The sequence below is a fragment of the Candidatus Acididesulfobacter guangdongensis genome (assembly GCA_004195045.1).
GTDB lineage: Bacteria > SZUA-79 > SZUA-79 > Acidulodesulfobacterales > Acidulodesulfobacteraceae > Acididesulfobacter > Acididesulfobacter guangdongensis.
This window is the reverse complement of sequence record SGBC01000001.1, coordinates 823,180-840,124: the sequence shown is the minus strand read 5'-3', so window position 1 is coordinate 840,124 and position 16,945 is coordinate 823,180. Positions and strand designations below refer to the sequence as shown.

Sequence of the window (16,945 nt, the reverse complement as noted above, 5' to 3'; positions counted from 1 at the left end):
TATAAAAAACAAATATTAATTATTAAGATGTTAATTATATAATTTTAATAAATAACTTTCAACTTTTTTTATATCGGCAGGTATATCAACAGGTATCGTTGAAATACCGACCGTTCTTACCTTAATTTTATAACCGTTTTCAATTGCTCTCAACTGTTCAAGCATTTCTTTCTGTTCTAAATATGATGGCGGCAATAATCCGAAAGTTCTGAGAAAATCTTTTCTGTACCCGTAAAAACCTAAATGCTTAAATCCGAACGGTTTTTTGCTCTCTTTATTATTTTTATCTTCTAATTTGCTTATATTGTTATCTATTAAATTAAATTTTAAATCGTAGCGGTTTCTGTCAAAGGGTATAGGACTTCTTGAAAAATAAATTCCATAGTCGCTATTATCCGTCACAACTTTTACGCTATTAATATCCATAAATTCTTCAAATGAATAAATAGGGGTTTTAACGCTTGTAAAAACTATGTTTTCATCTTCTTTAAAAGGTTCTATCAAGGCATCTATTATTTCATTGTTAACCAAAGGTTCGTCGCCCTGAATATTTAATATAATATCGGCATCAAGATTTTCGGATGCCTCAATTATTCTGTCGGTACCCGATGCATGAGTATCTTTAGTCATAACAGCATTGCCTCCAAAGTTGATAACTGCATCAAAAACTCTTTTATCTTCGGTAGCAACAATTATTTCAGATATTACGGCAGATTTAGACACGCCTTCCCATACGTGCTGTATCATAGGTTTGCCCATAATTTTCGCGAGGGGCTTCCCTTCAAATCTTGTAGAAGCAAACCTTGCAGGTATTAAAGCTACTATTTTCATTTATTTTTCCTCCTTTTTATTTATCCTCTTTTGGTAATATATATATCCTTGCCGTACTTTGCAATAACTTTCGCAAAAGTATATGCTTTATTTAAACTGTTGAATCTTCCTAACACCACGCAATAATAAGCGGTATTGCGCACAGTTTTTATTATAATATGCACACCAGGCACTAGCTTCGCAATTTCTTTTTCTTTATTGACAGCCTTAACTCTGGATGTATAAGCTGCAAATTGAAGCGTATACCCAGTGAGAGGCGGAAGATACTTGGTTCCAAATCCGTTTATTTCGTTTTGTTCAATTCTTGCAGCAGAAGGATTCGGTCCTAAATATTGAATTTTGACAAGAGCCGTGCCGGGTCCGAGCATGTTTAAAGCGCGCGCTGCGGCATATGAAAGATCCATTATTCTTCCGCCGTAGTAAGGTCCTCTGTCGTTAACATACACCTCAACGCTTCTGCCGTTCTGCAAATCGGTAACATAAGCATATGTATCAAGAGGCAAAGTCCTCGAAGCAGCAGTCAAGTCGTACATATTATAAATTTGCCCGCTTGCCGTAGGTCTTCCCTGAAATCCTGGTCCATACCACGACGCTATACCTTCTTCTGTATTATGGGGCAAAAATTGCGGAGCGTAATACTGGGGAGCAGTGGCGCTTGCGTTAGGTTGGGAATAAGAGCCTCCGATTATATACGGAACGCAGCCTGATAAAAAAAATGATGCAAAAACCATGCTGAATACTAGCACTGCGCCTATTTTTGCCGCTTTAAATTTTTTTAGCGGATTACTTTGCAACGACAACTTTTTTAATGACATTGTATATCATATATATTTACATTATATTAATCAACGGCACAAACATAAAATTATAATTTGGAAACATTTTGATTTTAGCGATATAGCCTGAACTTAATATTTTATATTAGCACAATATATATTAATTGTTAATTAATTAAAAACATTTTTTGCTTTTAATTTAGAGGAATAATAGAATGATTGCAAACTGTAATTAAAAACATAGTTGATTAAAAACATTTTTTGCTTCATGATTGATTATATATAATTATGTGCTATCATATATATCATATATACGTTTACTGTATTAATAATATACGGCTATAAACCTATGTATACCGTAAACAATTAAAATAACTCATAGCTGTAATAGGATAAGAAAAGACGTCGCATAGTTCCATGAAATTAAAATTTAATAACAAAAAAAATAAATAATTATTAAGGAGGTAAAAATGCTGGTAGTTACGTCTGAAAATATCCCGGGTTATAAAATTACCGAAGTAAAAGGGCTTGTGCAGGGAGCATCAATCAAATCAAGAACAGTGTTCGGCAACATGTTCGGAAATCTGAAGGCAATGTTTGGCGGAAATCAGGACGGATACATAAAATTGGTAATTCAGACAAGGGATGAGGCGATTCAGACAATGGTTCAGGAAGCGCAAAACCTCAACGCAACCGCCGTCACGATGATGCGTTTCGACAGCAACGAGTTTGATTCAGGGCAGGGTCAGTCAATGAGCGAAGTAGTTGCTTACGGCACTGCAGTAGTGGCAGAAAAGATTTAGCCATTTCGACAGACAATTTTTATTATAAACAGACATTATTTTTTATTATATTCATCAGAATCAGACATCATCGTTTAGGCATCGACAAAAAAAATTCAGTACTTGCCGTAAAGGCAATAAATAATTTGACATAAATTAAATTATAATATATAATCCTAAAACGATATATAGTTTACTATAGTCGGTTTATTATTTTATTATTTTAATTTAATAATTAATATTATTGCTCTTTTAAATTTAAAAAATAATTTTGATATTTCTTATCAAGAGCGGTGAAGGGACGGGCCCGTTTGAAACCGCAGCAACCGAAAATGTGAAAGTTAAATTTCGGTGCTAATTCCCGCAGGGATGTGGCGTTTGTACATATAACGTCATAATAACATCGTCGGATTAAACTAATGATTATACCTGGAAGATAAGAAGATAAGCGTTAAAAGCCTTTTCTTCATATTTTACCGGAAGAAGAGGCTTTTTTTTTGCTGTATTTTTTATTATTTTATAAAAATCTATAATTCTAATTAAATCAATTAAAAAATTAGTTAAGGTTACTAAATAAATTAAATAAATCAAGTTAAATAAAATAACATATATATATTTATATTCATACAAGGAGACAAAATGTTTGTAAAAGGATTAAAATGCAGGGAATGCGGCAAGGAATATCCTGATAGCGCTCTTTATGTCTGTGATTATTGCTTTGGTCCATTAGAGGTGGATTACGATTACGATAAAATCAAAAAAAATATAAGCGTCGAGAAAATTAAGTCAAGACAGCCGAATATGTGGAGATACAGAGAATTGCTTCCCATTAAAGGCGATATAGAAATAGGCAAAGATGTAGGTTTTACCCCTTTAGTTAAGGCGGATAATCTTGCCAAAGTTTTAGGGGTTAAACATTTATACATAAAAAATGATGCAGTCAACTTTCCAACCCTTTCTTTTAAAGATAGAGTCGTTTCCGTTGCTATAGCCAAAGCAAAAGAATTTGGTTTTAAGGTAATTGCGTGCGCCTCAACCGGGAATCTTGCAAATGCGACTGCAGCATGTTCCGCCGCTTCCGGTTTCGAATGTTTTGTGTTTATTCCATCAAATTTAGAAACAGGCAAGGTCCTCGGAACGTTAATATACGGCACTAATTTAGTCAAAATTGAAGGAAGTTATGATAAAGTCAATAGACTGTGCACTGAAATTGCAGGCAAGCATAACTGGGCATTTGTAAATATAAACTTAAGACCTTACTATGCAGAAGGTTCCAAAACTCTTACTTTTGAAATGCTTGAACAATTGGGTTTTAAATCTCCGGATAACGTTGTCGTTCCAATGGCTGGAGGTTCGCTCATTACAAAAGTCGGAAAATCAATTGAAGAATTTGAATACTGCGGATTAATAGAAAAACATAATACTAAAATTTTCGGAGCACAGGCTACCGGATGCAATCCTATTACTTCGACGGTAAAAGAGAAAAGAGAATTTATTAAACCTGTAAAAACACCGGATACCATTGCAAAATCTCTTGCAATAGGCAATCCTGCCGACGGTTATTACGCTGCAGACTTAATGCATAAAAGCGGCGGGTTCGGTGAAGACGCTACGGACGATGAAATAGTGGAAGGAATGAAACTGCTTGCGTCTACCGAGGGTATATTTACAGAAACAGCCGGAGGTGTCACAGTAGCGGTTGCTAAAAAGCTTATTGAAAAGGGGTATATCAATAAAAATGAAACAACGGTACTTGCAATTACAGGTAACGGTTTAAAGACATTAGAGGCGCTTAATGGCAGATTAGATGACGCGCCTGTTATAAAGCCTAATTTGGAAGAATTTGAAGACGTCCTAAAAAAAGTACGTGAAAAAGAAAAAAACAAAAAATGAAATAATAAAAAACAAATTAAACAATTTATTTAATTAATAATAGTCTGGAGGAAATATGGCTATAATTGTTAGAATACCGACGCCTTTAAGAACATTAACCGGCGGCAAATCGGAAGTTGATGCCGCGGGAACTAATATTTTAGAAATTATTAACGACCTTGAAAAAACTTATCCCGGAATAAAAGAAAGGATATGCGAAAAAAATGACCAGGTCAGAAGATTCGTCAATGTTTATTTAAACGACGAAGATATAAGATTTATAGACAATAACGATTCAAAGGTAAAAGACGGGGATACAATTTCTATAATACCTGCAATTGCCGGAGGAACTTCCGAAAAAAAAAAAATTTATTTAAATTATCCTCAGGAAGTAATTAAAGACCCGCTGATATATTTAATAGGTAAAAATTACAATGTAATAACTAACATCAGAAGTGCCAGTATTTCTAACGATATAGGCATAATCGCCCTTGAAGTCGAAGGTGAACAGGCAGATATAGAAAAAGCAATAAAATTCCTGGAATCTAAAGGCGTAAGCGTTGAGCCTATAGTATTGGATATCATTGAATAAATTAAAATTTTATTTACGTTATTTTATGAGCGGAGGTCATTTTGGATTTTACTGAAGAACAGATTAAAAGATACGCCAGGCATATAATATTGCCCGAAGTCGGCGGAGAAGGCCAGGAAAAATTATTATCTTCTAAAGTCCTTTTGATAGGCGCAGGCGGTTTAGGAGCTCCGTGCGGTTTATATCTCGGAGCAGCAGGGATAGGAACACTCGGCATAGCCGATTTTGACACTGTTGACCTTTCAAACCTGCAAAGACAGATATGGCACGGCAATAAAGACGTAGGGAGATATAAAGTCGATTCGGCAAAAGATTCTATCGAAAGGATCACCCCCGATGTCAAGGTCATAACATATAAAGAAAAAATATCTTCCGACAATATACAGGAACTCATTAAAGATTATGACGTGGTAATAGACGCTACCGATAATTTTCCGACACGGTATCTGATTAACGATGCATGCCATTTTTACGGAAAACCCCTTGTTTACGGTTCTATTTTCAGATTTGACGGACAGGCAACAGTGTTTCTGCCAGACAAAGGTCCTTGCTACAGGTGCTTATTTCCATCACCTCCGCCGGCTGGATTAGTTCCAAGCTGCCAGGAAGCCGGCGTTTTGGGAGTCTTACCTGGCGTCATCGGAGCAATACAGGCAAACGAAGCCATAAAGATAATACTTGGCGTAGGAACGACATTAAACGGCAGATTATTAATATATGATGCCTTAGATATGAAATTTACAGAAATGAAACTGAGACAAGACAGGACATGCCCGCTTTGCGGGGAAAATCCGACAGTGGTTGATCTAATAGAATATGAAGAATTATGTGAATTTAAAGCTTGATGTAATTGTGATACAGTTATCTACTTTTAACTATTTAACTGCAATTATAATTTTTTAATTTAATAAAAATATATAATAATATAAAATAAAATTTGCCGGAGAGCGTATTATAATGGCTGAATATAATAGCGAATTAGACATTAAAGGCGAAATATGCCCTTTTACTTTTGTCAGATCTAAACTTGCATTGGAAAAAATAAATCAGGGCGAAATACTGAGAATAATAGTAGATTATGAGCCCGCCATAAGAAATGTTCCCCGTTCTATGGAGGAACAGGGGCACAAGGTGATTTCCATAAATAAAATAAATGATACCGATTATGAAATAATAGTCGAAAAAAACGGTTTAAAAAAATAAATAAATCATAATGGCACAAGAAAAAAAAACTGAAAACGATTTAAAATATAAATTTAATTTTTTAAGTTTAAATATATTTAATTCTATAGGCAGAACAAATATTTGTTTATTAAATAATTTATTTAACAACTCTGATAGGTCTAAGGTTTACGCTAAAACAGAATCTCAGAATCCCGGCGGTTCGATTAAAGACAGACCTGCATTTTACATGCTGAGGGATGCGGTAAATAAAAATATTCTTAAACAAAATATGACTATAATAGATTCTTCTTCCGGCAATACCGGTATTTCCTATGCCATGATAGGTTCATTTTTAAACCTCAAAGTAAAAATATACGCCCCTTCTAATATGAGCGAAGAGCGTAAACAGCTTATAAAACTTTACGGTGCAGAATTAATTCTGACTCCTGCCGAAGAAAGTCATGACGGAGCTATAAAAAAATCTCTTGAAGAATATAAAACCGGCGGAACTGATATCTATTATATGCCTGACCAATATAACAATCCTAATAATGCCCTGTCGCATTATGAAACTACGGCAGCAGAAATTATTGAACAAACAGGCGGCAATATTGATTATTTTGTGACCGGTATAGGAACAGGCGGAACAATTCTCGGCACCGGAAAAAGATTAAAAGAATACAATAAAAATATTAAAATTATAGCGGTTATACCTGATAGTCCGATGCACGGCATAGAGGGCTGGAAATATAACTATTCATTTAATTTTAAAGGTTTTGACCATAATAATATTATAGACGATTACGTGAAAGTCGACACTGAAGGCAGTTATTTAATGCTGAAAAAGCTTATAAAAAAAGAAGGGCTTTTATGCGGTTTTTCTTCAGGCGCTAATTTATACGGGATATATAAACTTTCTCAAAAATATAATGGAAATTATGTTACGGTTTTGCCGGATACCGGTTCCAGATATTTATCAACCGTCGTCTTTAAAGATATGCTTTGACATACTCTCCATGCTTAAAGACATGGAATTCTGATATTAACAGAAAAAGGTATCTGATTTATTTTTTTGCATACAAAACATTCAATTTGCAAAGAAAATATATGCAAAAAAATAAATCAGATACCTTTTTCATTACAAGTTGTTGACTAACCGATAGCAATATGATAATATGTATTTAATATATAAATGCTAGGGGTGCCTGTATTGACTGTGCAGTTTCAATTGCACGGTTGAAGATATACATAAAAGGCTGAGATTGGATTTTATATCCGGAACCCTCTGAACCTGAATATGGACAATACCAGCGAAGGAAAGCTTATAAACTTATTTACATAACAATAGTTCAGAACAATTTTTAAATTGCATTGTGTTGTATTATTCTTATTTGTATAAACCAATTTAATCGGTATAATATAACTCATAAGAAATACAGCGGATACTGGCACTGACAATGGTTAAGTAGACAGGTTCTGAATTAATTTAAATTAAATAAATATAAAAGCGGTCCTTAAAGCTGAAATTTTCATACGGCAGCTTTAAGGGCTTTTTTTTTAACTAATTATTTAATCTTAAGCAAACAAGAACTATCGCATAATACATGATATAAATCGGTAAAATAAATAGTAAAATTTAACGGCTTCAATTATAAAAATAAATTATGCTTATTTACGTAAACGATAAAGAAATCAATTTAAATGAAAACTTAACTATAGCCCAGCTTATAGATACTCTTAATCTCAATATTAAAAGTACGGCGGCTGCAGTTAATAAAGAAATCGTACCAAAGGCTAAATATGCTGAATTTATCCTGAAAGATAAAGATAGATTGGACCTGGTAACTATCGCACCGGGCGGATAATTTAATTTAATTATAAAATAAAACATTTCACTAAATAATATCAAAGCAAAGAGGAGAATATATGGCTATAATACCCAATAATCATCTGACAACCAATTTTGAAGACAAATTAAAAATAGGCAAATATTCCTTCAAGTCGCGTTTAATAGTCGGGACGGGCAAGTATCCGGATTTTGTCACTATGCAAAAAGCAATAGAGCTTTCCGGCGCTGAAATTATAACGGTTGCAATAAGACGTATCGATTTTGAACAGAAAGAAAATATGCTATCATTTATTGACCAGGATAAATATACCCTTTTGCCGAATACCGCAGGGTGTTTTACAGCTGAAGACGCTATAAGCACGATAAGATTATCCCGCGAACTCGGCATATTTAAAACAGACCTTGTAAAATTAGAGGTCATAGGCGACCCTAAAACCCTTTATCCTGATAACGAAGAACTCTTAAAAGCAGCAAAGGTTCTGGTAAATGAAGGATTCACGGTTATGCCTTATATTATTGACGACCCTATAGTTGCAAAAAAACTTGAAGATATGGGCTGTCCGGTTGTAATGCCTCTTGCTTCGCCGATAGGCTCCGGTTTAGGAATCAGAAATCCTTATAATTTAAAAATAATAAAAGAAACCGTATCTGTTCCTGTAATAGTTGACGCAGGAGTCGGTACCGCATCCGATGCCGCAAAAACTATGGAACTGGGAGTTGACGGAATTTTAATGAATACGGCAATAGCCGGAGCTACAGATCCGCTGAATATGGCTCTTGCTATGAATTACGCCGTCAAAGCCGGGAGGCTGGCTTTTTTATCGGGGAGAATTCCAATGAAACTATACGCATCTGCTTCCACTCAAATGGAAGGAATCGTATTTTAATATAAATAAATTTTTATATTTTTTGCAATCTTAATATATAAAATATGATAAATATAAATATAAACAAATATCATAAGTTAGATAATATCTTTAATAAGATTGATAAATCTGAGCAGATAGATAGCGATGAACTTTTGAATCTGCTTGATGATAGCGAAAATTTTAACGAAATTATACAATACGCAGCTTATCTTAATAAATCTGTCAACGGCGATAACGTTTCATATGTAGTCAATAGAAATATTAATTTTACAAATATCTGCTATCTGAATTGTAAATTTTGCGGATATAAAAGAACTGTCAATTCAAAGGACTCATTTGTTTTAACAATCGATAAAATTATTGAAAAAATAAATGAAGGCTATAATATCGGCATAAATGAGGTTTGTGTTACCGGAGGCATAAATCCGGATTTTAATCCTGATTTTTATTTTAATTTAATCAAATCTATAAGAGCCGCTTTTCCGGAACTGCATATACACGCATTCTCTCCGCAGGAAATTTTTGAACTTTCTGCCAAAACAGGCTTTTCGTTTGAAAAAGTTTTTGAAATTCTAAAAGAAAACGGACTCGATTCAATGCCCGGAACAGCCGCTGAAATTTTAGCGCCTGAAACGAGAAAAGCAATATGCAAAGATAAGATATCCACGCTCCAATGGACTGAAATTATTAAAACTGCGCATAAAATGAATATAAAATCTTCGGCTACTATTCTGGTCGGACACATTGAATCAAACGCCGATATAGCTTATCATCTTTATTTAATAAGAAAAATTCAGGATTCAACAAACGGTTTTACGGAATTTATTGCTTTACCTTTTATTGCGTCAAAAACTTCATTAAAACATCAGATTCAAACTGGCATAAGCGCTGACAGTCAAAAAATACTAAAATTTTATGCTATATTAAGATTATATCTAAATAATTTTAAAAATATTCAGACAAGCTGGCCTAAAATAGGCACGGAACTTGCGGTTAAATCACTTTCATGCGGAATTAACGATTTCGGCGGAACGCTCATGGAAGAAAATATTACAAAAAGTGCAGGAGGCAATTTCGGCGAGTATCTAAGTGAAAAAGATATAATATCTCTTATAAAATCAGCCGGAAAAAATCCTATCAGGAGAGATACGCTTTATAACTATATTCAGCAATAAAAGCAATAAAAGAGGGCGGATTTATTTTATCTTTTAGCGCATATTTCATTCTGAAAGAATATGCCTTTTGTTTTATAAAACTGCACGAACAGCGCCTAATTATAAAATTCCGCCCTTTATTGCATTTCTACTTTACTATTGCTGCAAATTTTTCAATTACAAATGGCATTAATGACATGCATGAATATCGCTGCCATTTCCATGATGATTGTCATGTTCGCTGCATATATGACCTTCTTCAAAATTGTTAAATTTATTATCCTTACTGTCCTGCAGCACTTCGGAAACTAAATTTCTATTAGTTTTAAAAACATCAATTCCGCCTCTTTTAAGATTTCTTATTGCGCCTTCGCCAATACCAAAACATACAACGGCATCGACATTTTTATCTGCAATAACACCTATCGGATTACACATATTGTGTTCATGAATCTTATTAGAATTAGAAATTATTTCAGATGTTTCATTTTCTGTATCGTAAATAAAAAAGTACGGAGCATTCCCAAAATGTTTACTCACCTTAACCCCTTCAAAACTGACCGTAGGAATACATAATTTCATAATTTTTCTCCTTGATTGTTTAATTAATTTTCAATTAATTTTTCATTTAATATTAAAATTTACATTTACTTAGAACATCCCGAACGTCTTCCTCTGCCGCCGCATTCTCCTTTTCCTTTATTCGCTCTCTGAAACTTTTTTGACCCGCATTTTGGACATTCCGCAGGTCTGCCGGTTCCAAAAGACTCTTCCCATTCGTTCTTGCACCCTGAACATAAAAAACGTCTTTTCATTGCAATAACACCTCCTTCGATTTTTAGCGCTTTACCGTTAACGATACAATCAGCAATTTTTTTATGAGCAGACGTTATAATATTACCGAACGTCTGACGTGAGATGCCCATTTTTCTCGCAGCCTCTTCCTGATATAAACCTTCAAAATCATCCAACCTCACAGCCTCTAACTCGTCAACCGTCAATATTATTTCTTCTAATAATTTTGCCGGAATACCGTTTGGCTTAAAATAACTGATGACAGGTTCGCTTTCAACTGTTCTGCATTTAAACGGTCTCATATTTTTTGTTTTTTGCGTTATTTATTATAAGTTAACTGTATTGATTATTATTTAATTATCATTTATTTTTTTTGATATATAACTGTTATATATCAAAAATAGTTATTGGCATATGCTAATAATAATATAATAAATGTTTTACGAAACTTTGTCAATAAAAAAATTTTATAATTTATTTTTTCTGATATTTATTCTTTGTAAACTATATAAAATATGACAAAAATATAGAAAGAGTAATAGATTATAATCAAGTTTATAAAAATAATTTTATATATAACTTGACTATATAAAAATAATTTTATATACTTAAATTAAAGACGAACATAAATATAGAAACAGCGGCAAGTTATAATCAAGTTTATAAATATAATTTTATATACTTAAATTAACAGCTTAATCAATAGATGAAGCAGATTAAGCCTGTCAGCTGCGCAAAATGATATTACAATTTAATTAATTTAATTTAAAATTTAATAAAATTAGGAGAACGACAATGAATGAAAAATCTATTGCTTCAAGCTGCTGCAGTTTTGGAGAAAATAAAACGGTTAAAGATGCTGCTGCCTTAATAAAAGATTTAGACGGAGGTGTTCTTATCGAACTGAATTCTTCGGAAATTAAAAAAAGCGATATGGAGAAAAGTATAGAAAACTGTAATACCGGCAAATGCGATTGTTTAAGCAAATCTCAAAAAGAAAGGATAGAATCTATTTCGCTCAAAGAAGATTCTGACGGCAAATTGTCTATAGAAATTAAAGGGGATGTTAATAAGGACGAAATAAAAACAACGATGGAAAAAGCAATGAGAAATCAAAATAAATGCAGCTAAAATAATAAGAGATAAATAATCAATAATATAATATAAAAAACAAAACTGACGGTCTTTTTGGCTTTTTAGGAAATTTTATGCTATAATTGCTTATAAATGAAATTAATAAAAATGATCATAAAAACTTAAAAAGCTAAAATGCCGAATCTAACAGTAAAAAAAAGCGGTAAAAACAAATCAGCAGAACGCAATCAGCTTATCGAGCCTGTTGTACAGACCGTTTTATCCGACAATTCGGACAGTAATAATATTGATGACGTCAGAGAACTTTTTTATGCACTTTCTGATAAAATTAGATTGAAGATAATAAAATTATTAACGGAAAATGAAGAGATTTGCGTTTGTAAGTTTCAGGAAATTTTCAAACTTCCGCAGCCGAATCTTTCTTTTCATCTCAGCATACTCAGAAAAGCCAACTTAGTTAAAACCAGAAAAAAAGGCACATGGACGTTTTATAAACTCAATAACGAAAATTCTATTATTAATATTTTGTTTTCCATAATAAAAGATATAAGGGATGACGATAAAAATAATCCCAATGAAAATGAAAATTGTTTGAAAAATCTCCTATGCGATGCGGAATAAAATAAAAACTTATTTATCTACAAACGTATAATGTGTATGTATTGTATGTATGTATTGTATAATTATAAAAAAGTTAAAAAAATAAAAATAATCAAAACTGTAGCTTATAATAATATTAATAATAAACCATGCCGCTGATAATTTCTGAAGAAAATTTAGTTATAATTAAAAAACACGTTACCGAAATTTTTCCTTATGAAGCCTGCGGAGCTATGCTCGGCATCTTTGACGGCAATAATAAGAAAATAACAAAAATATTTCCAGCTCGGAATAAATACAGAAAAATAGCATGGGATGCATTTGAAATTGAACCCGCGGATATGCTTGAAATAGATAAACTTTCAAGAAAAGAAAATATAGAAGTAATAGGATTCTACCATTCCCATCCGAACCACCCTGCTGTTCCTTCAAATACCGATATCGGCGCTTCATGGCCATATTACTCTTATACAATCGTTTCCATTAAAGGCAACACATTAGAAGATGTCGCGGATATTAAAAACTATTTGATGCCCGATAAAATTAACAAGCCGATTATTGAGGAAATAATTATTGCAGAATAAGCATAAATACAAATATAAATATGTTTGTGTTTGTGCCGTCAGCCTACAGAATAAGATGGGCATATTAACTTGTTTTGCAATTAAACAGGCTGCGCTGCTTCTACAGTTACCGAATATGGTACGGTATTATTATATACTATTACATAATAATTACTATACTATATCAGCTCCGCCAGCAGCAATTCTGCAAGTTCAGTTTTGTTCATCCTTTCAAATTTTTTTATTTCAAGAAGCGGACCGTAATTTTCGATTGATTTTTTATTAGTTTCATTGCGACTTTTATTAGTTGCCGCCGTAATGAATTCAGATGTTTTTTTTATCATATAGCCTTCGTTTTCATCGCTTCCTATTATATTTTTTGAAACATCATTTACAAAAATATAGTCTAATGATTTTTCTTTAAGTTTTTTTTGTGCATTTTCAATTATATTATCGGTTTCAGCAGCAAATCCAAAAAATATCTGACCGTCTTGTTTGTTTTTTGCAAGAAGTTTAAGAACATCTTCGTTTTTAATAAGGTTTAATCTCATACCTACCGTACCTTTAGGACTTATATCTTCTTTCTTAATCTTAAAAGCGCTTTTTTCTTTTACACCGAAATCGGAAACTGCCGCCGCCATAATTAATATATTATTATCTGAAAATTCTTTCAGAATGCTATCCTTTAAATCTCGGAAACTCTGCGTTCTAATCAATTTTATTTTTTTGCTTATATATAAACATGAAAAATCTATATTACATGCTATCAGCGTAACGTCTGCACCTTCCTTAGCCGCCTCGTTAGCGATAGCAACCCCCATCTTTCCGCTTGAAGCGTTAGATATAAATCTCACAGGGTCAATATACTCTCTTGTTCCCCCTGCCGTAATCAATATTTTTCTGCCCTTTAATATATTATTTTTAAATACGCTCTCCAGTTCGAAAATAATATCCGCAATTTCAGGAAATTTCCCCTCTCCAAAATCGCCGCAGGCTAATTCTCCTGAAGCGGGAGATACAAAAAAATATTTTTTTGAAGGCATCTCTTTTATATTTTTCTGTAAAATTTCATTTGAATACATTTTGCCGTTCATTGCAGGGATTATCACACACGGCTTGTCGCCGGAAGCCGAAACAGTGAGCGTTATTAAAGAATCTGCTATACCGCAGGCAATCTTATTTATCGTATTATATGTAGCGGGGGCAATAACTATTGCATCTGCCATTTTTGCAAGTTCTATATGCGCAAGAGGAATTTCAAAAGCGTCATCGCTATATACTTCTTCCCCGAATGATTTAAATATATACGGAGAAATAAACTTTGAAGCCGACGAGCTGAGGATTATAACAACTGAGGCGCCTTCTTTTTTTAAAACCCTGTATAGTTCGACTGCTTTATAGCTTGCTATTGAACCTGTAATGCACAGAATAATTTTTTTATTTTTTAATACCATATTTTTTTATAGGCTGTTTATCGTACAGTATTTACCATATTAATAGTATTAATAACAGAAAACTGGGACAATTGAAATAATTAAATGATACCGCAGCCGATTAACCAATCGTATTATCTTATTTATTAGACATATTGCAGGACGTGCATTAATTTTTAGAGATTATAAAAAATAAGGATTATTTTTTTTCTCATATCCTATAGTCGTCTCTCTGCCATGACCCGGAAATACATTAATCTCGTCATTTAATTTAAAAAGCTTATTTTTAATAGAGCTTATTATTTTTTCGGAATCCCCGCCGAAAAGATCGGTTCTTCCTATCGTTTGTCTGAATAAAGTGTCTCCGCTGAAAAGAAATCGATTATTTACCAGAAACGACGTGCTTCCGGGTGAATGACCGGGTGTAAAGATTGTTCTGATATTAATGCCGCCGATATTTATCTTTTCATTTTCATCTAATTTTTTATCTATTGAAATACTCTCGCCTGAAAAATCAAATCCTAAATAATCCGCCTGTTCTTTTAAATTGTCAATAATAGACTGTTCGTTCTCATTTGCATAGAGCGGAATACTATACTTTTTTTTAAAATAATTAACCATAGCCACATGGTCAATATGGCAATGGGTATTTAATATAAATTTCAGGTTAATATCATTTTCTTTAATTAAATTATCAATTTTAGATTCCTGCCCTCCGGGGTCAATGATAAATCCGGGTCTTTCACTGTTTTCATCGTCATAAACAAGATAAGTGTTTACCTCAAAAGGCCCTGAAGGTATTATAAAATATTTTACCGGCAATATTTTAATCTCCTTATAAATAATTAAAATTTTAAAAGATAAATTTGTAAAACTTTTTATATTATAGCATTTTTTATTTATTTAAATAGGTTTTAAATGACTCAATTAATAAGTTTAATGTCTCAGACGTGTCTGCTTCTCCGTATATTCTCATGACCTCTTCTGTTCCGGAAAGTCTTGCCAGGAGCCACGCATCATCTTCAAAAAAGATTTTATATCCATCGACAAAACTTTTATTTATTACCTTTTTTCCTTCAAAAATTGAAGGAAATGCCGCCATTTTGCTGTCTATATTCGCTTTGAACTTCTCTCTGTTAACAGGTTCATTAATACGCTTAGTAAAAATAGGACCGAATTCTTCCATAAATTCTTTAACTAAACTGTTTAGCGGTTTCTTATAGAAAGAGAGCATCTCAAGAACTAACAGGCATGTGAATATGCCGTCTTTATCAGGCGTATGGTTTATAACGGTAAGCCCTGACGATTCTTCGCCCGCCATTATAACTTTTTTTTCGGAAATTAATTTTCCTAGATATTTAAACCCGACAGGAGTCTCATGAATTTTAAAACCGTATTTCCTCGCAACTCTGTCAATAAGCGCTGAGGTAGCCACACTTCTTGCAGCATCGCCTTTTATATTCTTCCCTGAAATATAGTAATTATAAAGCATAGGCAAAATAATATTAGGTTCGACAAATCTGCCTTCTTCGTCAATTATCCCGTATCTGTCCGCGTCACCGTCCGTAGCAAGTCCGAATGCTATTTTTTTATTCTTGCCGTCGCTATTATTATTTCTTTTATCGTTATATTCTTTAATTCTTGCTTTAAGGTCGGCTAAATTCTTATCAGACGGGTCAGGTGCTTTTCCGGCTCCAAAAAAGGCATCTCTCTGCGGATTTAATATGTCAAAATCTATGCCGTTTTTTTTTAGCACCTTGTCTATTACTCCGCTGGAAGTGCCGTGCATGGGGTTCACAATAATATAAATATTGCTGCCGTTAGATTTTATCAGATTAAAATCTATTTTATCTTCTATAAGACCGATATAATAATCAATAAAACTTACTTCTTTTAATAGAGATTTATCCTTTGCTTCATCAAATTCAATAAATTTATAATGCGGATTTTTGAGCAGTTCATTTGATTTATCGGTAATAATTTCGGTATCTTCAGGAAGGGCAGGTCCTCCCCAGCAAGGCGAAAATTTAACCCCGTTATAATTGTACGGATTATGGCTTGCGGTAATATTAATAGCTCCCAGCGCTTTTTCTTTTAATATTGCCGCAGCAAGAACCGGAGTAGGCGTAAAAGTTTCGCAGTACAATACTTTAAAGCCGTTAGCACAAAAAACACCACTTGCGCATTTTGCAAATTCTTCAGATAAAAAACGTGTATCATATCCTACAATTATAATTTTTTCTGTATTGCCTGCCGTAATCGTATGTTCGTTTTCAATACCGCCGTTCTGTCTATCTTTGACAATCTTGCCGACATTTGCGCTTTTTTCATTTAAAAAATTGCATATTGCCTGAGAAACTAACTTTACATTTTCGTAAGTAAAATCATCGGCTATTTTTCCTCTCCAGCCGGACGTGCCAAATTCAATCTCCATATTCAATCTCCATATTTAATCTCCATAAATTAACTTATTGCAATCATCTAATAATCTAAATATTGTCATCCGTTTAACATTCGGCTTCATGCTGCATAAGATTCTTAATTTAATTTGCTCGGCGTAAGATGATAAG

19 protein-coding genes and 2 riboswitches are annotated in these 16,945 nt (G+C 33.2%); of the genes, 12 read left to right on the top strand and 7 right to left on the bottom strand.

The annotated features are described in order from the left end of the window. Positions 1–30: 30 nt before the first annotated feature. Both kdsB and EVJ46_03870 read right to left on the bottom strand, forming a co-directional pair. Positions 31–831, bottom strand: a complete 801-nt coding sequence (kdsB, locus tag EVJ46_03875; GenBank protein ID RZD17376.1) for a 3-deoxy-manno-octulosonate cytidylyltransferase — start codon at positions 829–831, stop codon at positions 31–33. A 20-nt stretch (positions 832–851) separates the two neighbouring features. Continuing rightward, positions 852–1,562: a septal ring lytic transglycosylase RlpA family protein gene (locus EVJ46_03870; protein ID RZD17459.1), complete on the bottom strand. Its 711-nt coding sequence runs from the start codon at positions 1,560–1,562 to the stop codon at positions 852–854. Between the two features lie 515 nt (positions 1,563–2,077). Here EVJ46_03870 and EVJ46_03865 point away from each other — a divergent pair. From EVJ46_03865 to cofH, 9 genes are all read left to right on the top strand, one after another. Further along, positions 2,078–2,410 (top strand): YbjQ family protein, encoded by a 333-nt coding sequence (locus tag EVJ46_03865; GenBank protein RZD17375.1) that lies wholly within the window; start codon positions 2,078–2,080, stop codon positions 2,408–2,410. A 257-nt stretch (positions 2,411–2,667) separates the two neighbouring features. Continuing rightward, positions 2,668–2,782, top strand: a riboswitch (SAM riboswitch). 246 nt (positions 2,783–3,028) lie between these two features. Further along, positions 3,029–4,282: a threonine synthase gene (locus EVJ46_03860; protein ID RZD17374.1), complete on the top strand. Its 1,254-nt coding sequence runs from the start codon at positions 3,029–3,031 to the stop codon at positions 4,280–4,282. A gap of 55 nt (positions 4,283–4,337) precedes the next feature. Further along, on the top strand, positions 4,338–4,853 hold the full coding sequence (locus tag EVJ46_03855) for a hypothetical protein (protein ID RZD17373.1): 516 nt from the start codon (positions 4,338–4,340) through the stop codon (positions 4,851–4,853). 38 nt (positions 4,854–4,891) lie between these two features. Next, entirely contained in the window at positions 4,892–5,698 is an 807-nt protein-coding gene (moeB, locus tag EVJ46_03850; GenBank protein RZD17372.1) for a molybdopterin-synthase adenylyltransferase MoeB, read from the top strand. A 112-nt stretch (positions 5,699–5,810) separates the two neighbouring features. Continuing rightward, complete coding sequence (locus tag EVJ46_03845) at positions 5,811–6,056, top strand: sulfurtransferase TusA family protein (GenBank protein RZD17371.1); 246 nt, start codon at positions 5,811–5,813, stop codon at positions 6,054–6,056. A gap of 10 nt (positions 6,057–6,066) precedes the next feature. Next, positions 6,067–7,023, top strand: a complete 957-nt coding sequence (locus tag EVJ46_03840; GenBank protein ID RZD17370.1) for a PLP-dependent cysteine synthase family protein — start codon at positions 6,067–6,069, stop codon at positions 7,021–7,023. Between the two features lie 181 nt (positions 7,024–7,204). Continuing rightward, a riboswitch (TPP riboswitch) is annotated at positions 7,205–7,353 on the top strand. Between the two features lie 328 nt (positions 7,354–7,681). Further along, complete coding sequence (gene thiS, locus EVJ46_03835; protein ID RZD17369.1) at positions 7,682–7,882, top strand: sulfur carrier protein ThiS; 201 nt, start codon at positions 7,682–7,684, stop codon at positions 7,880–7,882. A 61-nt stretch (positions 7,883–7,943) separates the two neighbouring features. Then, positions 7,944–8,753 (top strand): thiazole synthase, encoded by an 810-nt coding sequence (locus tag EVJ46_03830; protein RZD17368.1) that lies wholly within the window; start codon positions 7,944–7,946, stop codon positions 8,751–8,753. 44 nt (positions 8,754–8,797) lie between these two features. Beyond that, positions 8,798–9,910: a 7,8-didemethyl-8-hydroxy-5-deazariboflavin synthase subunit CofH gene (gene cofH / locus EVJ46_03825; GenBank protein ID RZD17367.1), complete on the top strand. Its 1,113-nt coding sequence runs from the start codon at positions 8,798–8,800 to the stop codon at positions 9,908–9,910. 168 nt (positions 9,911–10,078) lie between these two features. On the opposite strand, the gene EVJ46_03820 is transcribed toward cofH, so the two are convergent. Next, complete coding sequence (locus tag EVJ46_03820) at positions 10,079–10,471, bottom strand: hypothetical protein (protein RZD17366.1); 393 nt, start codon at positions 10,469–10,471, stop codon at positions 10,079–10,081. 65 nt (positions 10,472–10,536) lie between these two features. Next, positions 10,537–10,986: a DUF134 domain-containing protein gene (locus EVJ46_03815; GenBank protein RZD17365.1), complete on the bottom strand. Its 450-nt coding sequence runs from the start codon at positions 10,984–10,986 to the stop codon at positions 10,537–10,539. 493 nt (positions 10,987–11,479) lie between these two features. Here EVJ46_03815 and EVJ46_03810 point away from each other — a divergent pair, with 493 nt between their 5' ends. The 3 genes from EVJ46_03810 to EVJ46_03800 all read left to right on the top strand — a co-directional run bounded on the left by EVJ46_03810 (position 11,480) and on the right by EVJ46_03800 (position 12,963). After that, positions 11,480–11,815 (top strand): hypothetical protein, encoded by a 336-nt coding sequence (locus tag EVJ46_03810; protein ID RZD17364.1) that lies wholly within the window; start codon positions 11,480–11,482, stop codon positions 11,813–11,815. Positions 11,816–11,953: 138 nt separating this feature from the next. Further along, positions 11,954–12,400, top strand: a complete 447-nt coding sequence (locus tag EVJ46_03805) for a transcriptional regulator (protein ID RZD17363.1) — start codon at positions 11,954–11,956, stop codon at positions 12,398–12,400. Between the two features lie 128 nt (positions 12,401–12,528). Continuing rightward, the gene (locus EVJ46_03800) at positions 12,529–12,963 is read left to right on the top strand and encodes a M67 family peptidase (GenBank protein RZD17362.1); all 435 of its coding nucleotides are present in this window, start codon (positions 12,529–12,531) and stop codon (positions 12,961–12,963) included. Positions 12,964–13,121: 158 nt separating this feature from the next. Here EVJ46_03800 and coaBC read toward each other — a convergent pair whose 3' ends face one another. From coaBC to EVJ46_03785, 3 genes are all read right to left on the bottom strand, one after another. Next, on the bottom strand, positions 13,122–14,396 hold the full coding sequence (coaBC, locus tag EVJ46_03795; protein ID RZD17361.1) for a bifunctional phosphopantothenoylcysteine decarboxylase/phosphopantothenate--cysteine ligase CoaBC: 1,275 nt from the start codon (positions 14,394–14,396) through the stop codon (positions 13,122–13,124). A 162-nt stretch (positions 14,397–14,558) separates the two neighbouring features. After that, entirely contained in the window at positions 14,559–15,179 is a 621-nt protein-coding gene (locus EVJ46_03790; protein ID RZD17458.1) for an MBL fold metallo-hydrolase, read from the bottom strand. A 91-nt stretch (positions 15,180–15,270) separates the two neighbouring features. Then, the gene (locus EVJ46_03785) at positions 15,271–16,809 is read right to left on the bottom strand and encodes a phosphoglucomutase/phosphomannomutase family protein (GenBank protein ID RZD17360.1); all 1,539 of its coding nucleotides are present in this window, start codon (positions 16,807–16,809) and stop codon (positions 15,271–15,273) included. Between the last annotated feature and the right edge of the window lie 136 nt (positions 16,810–16,945).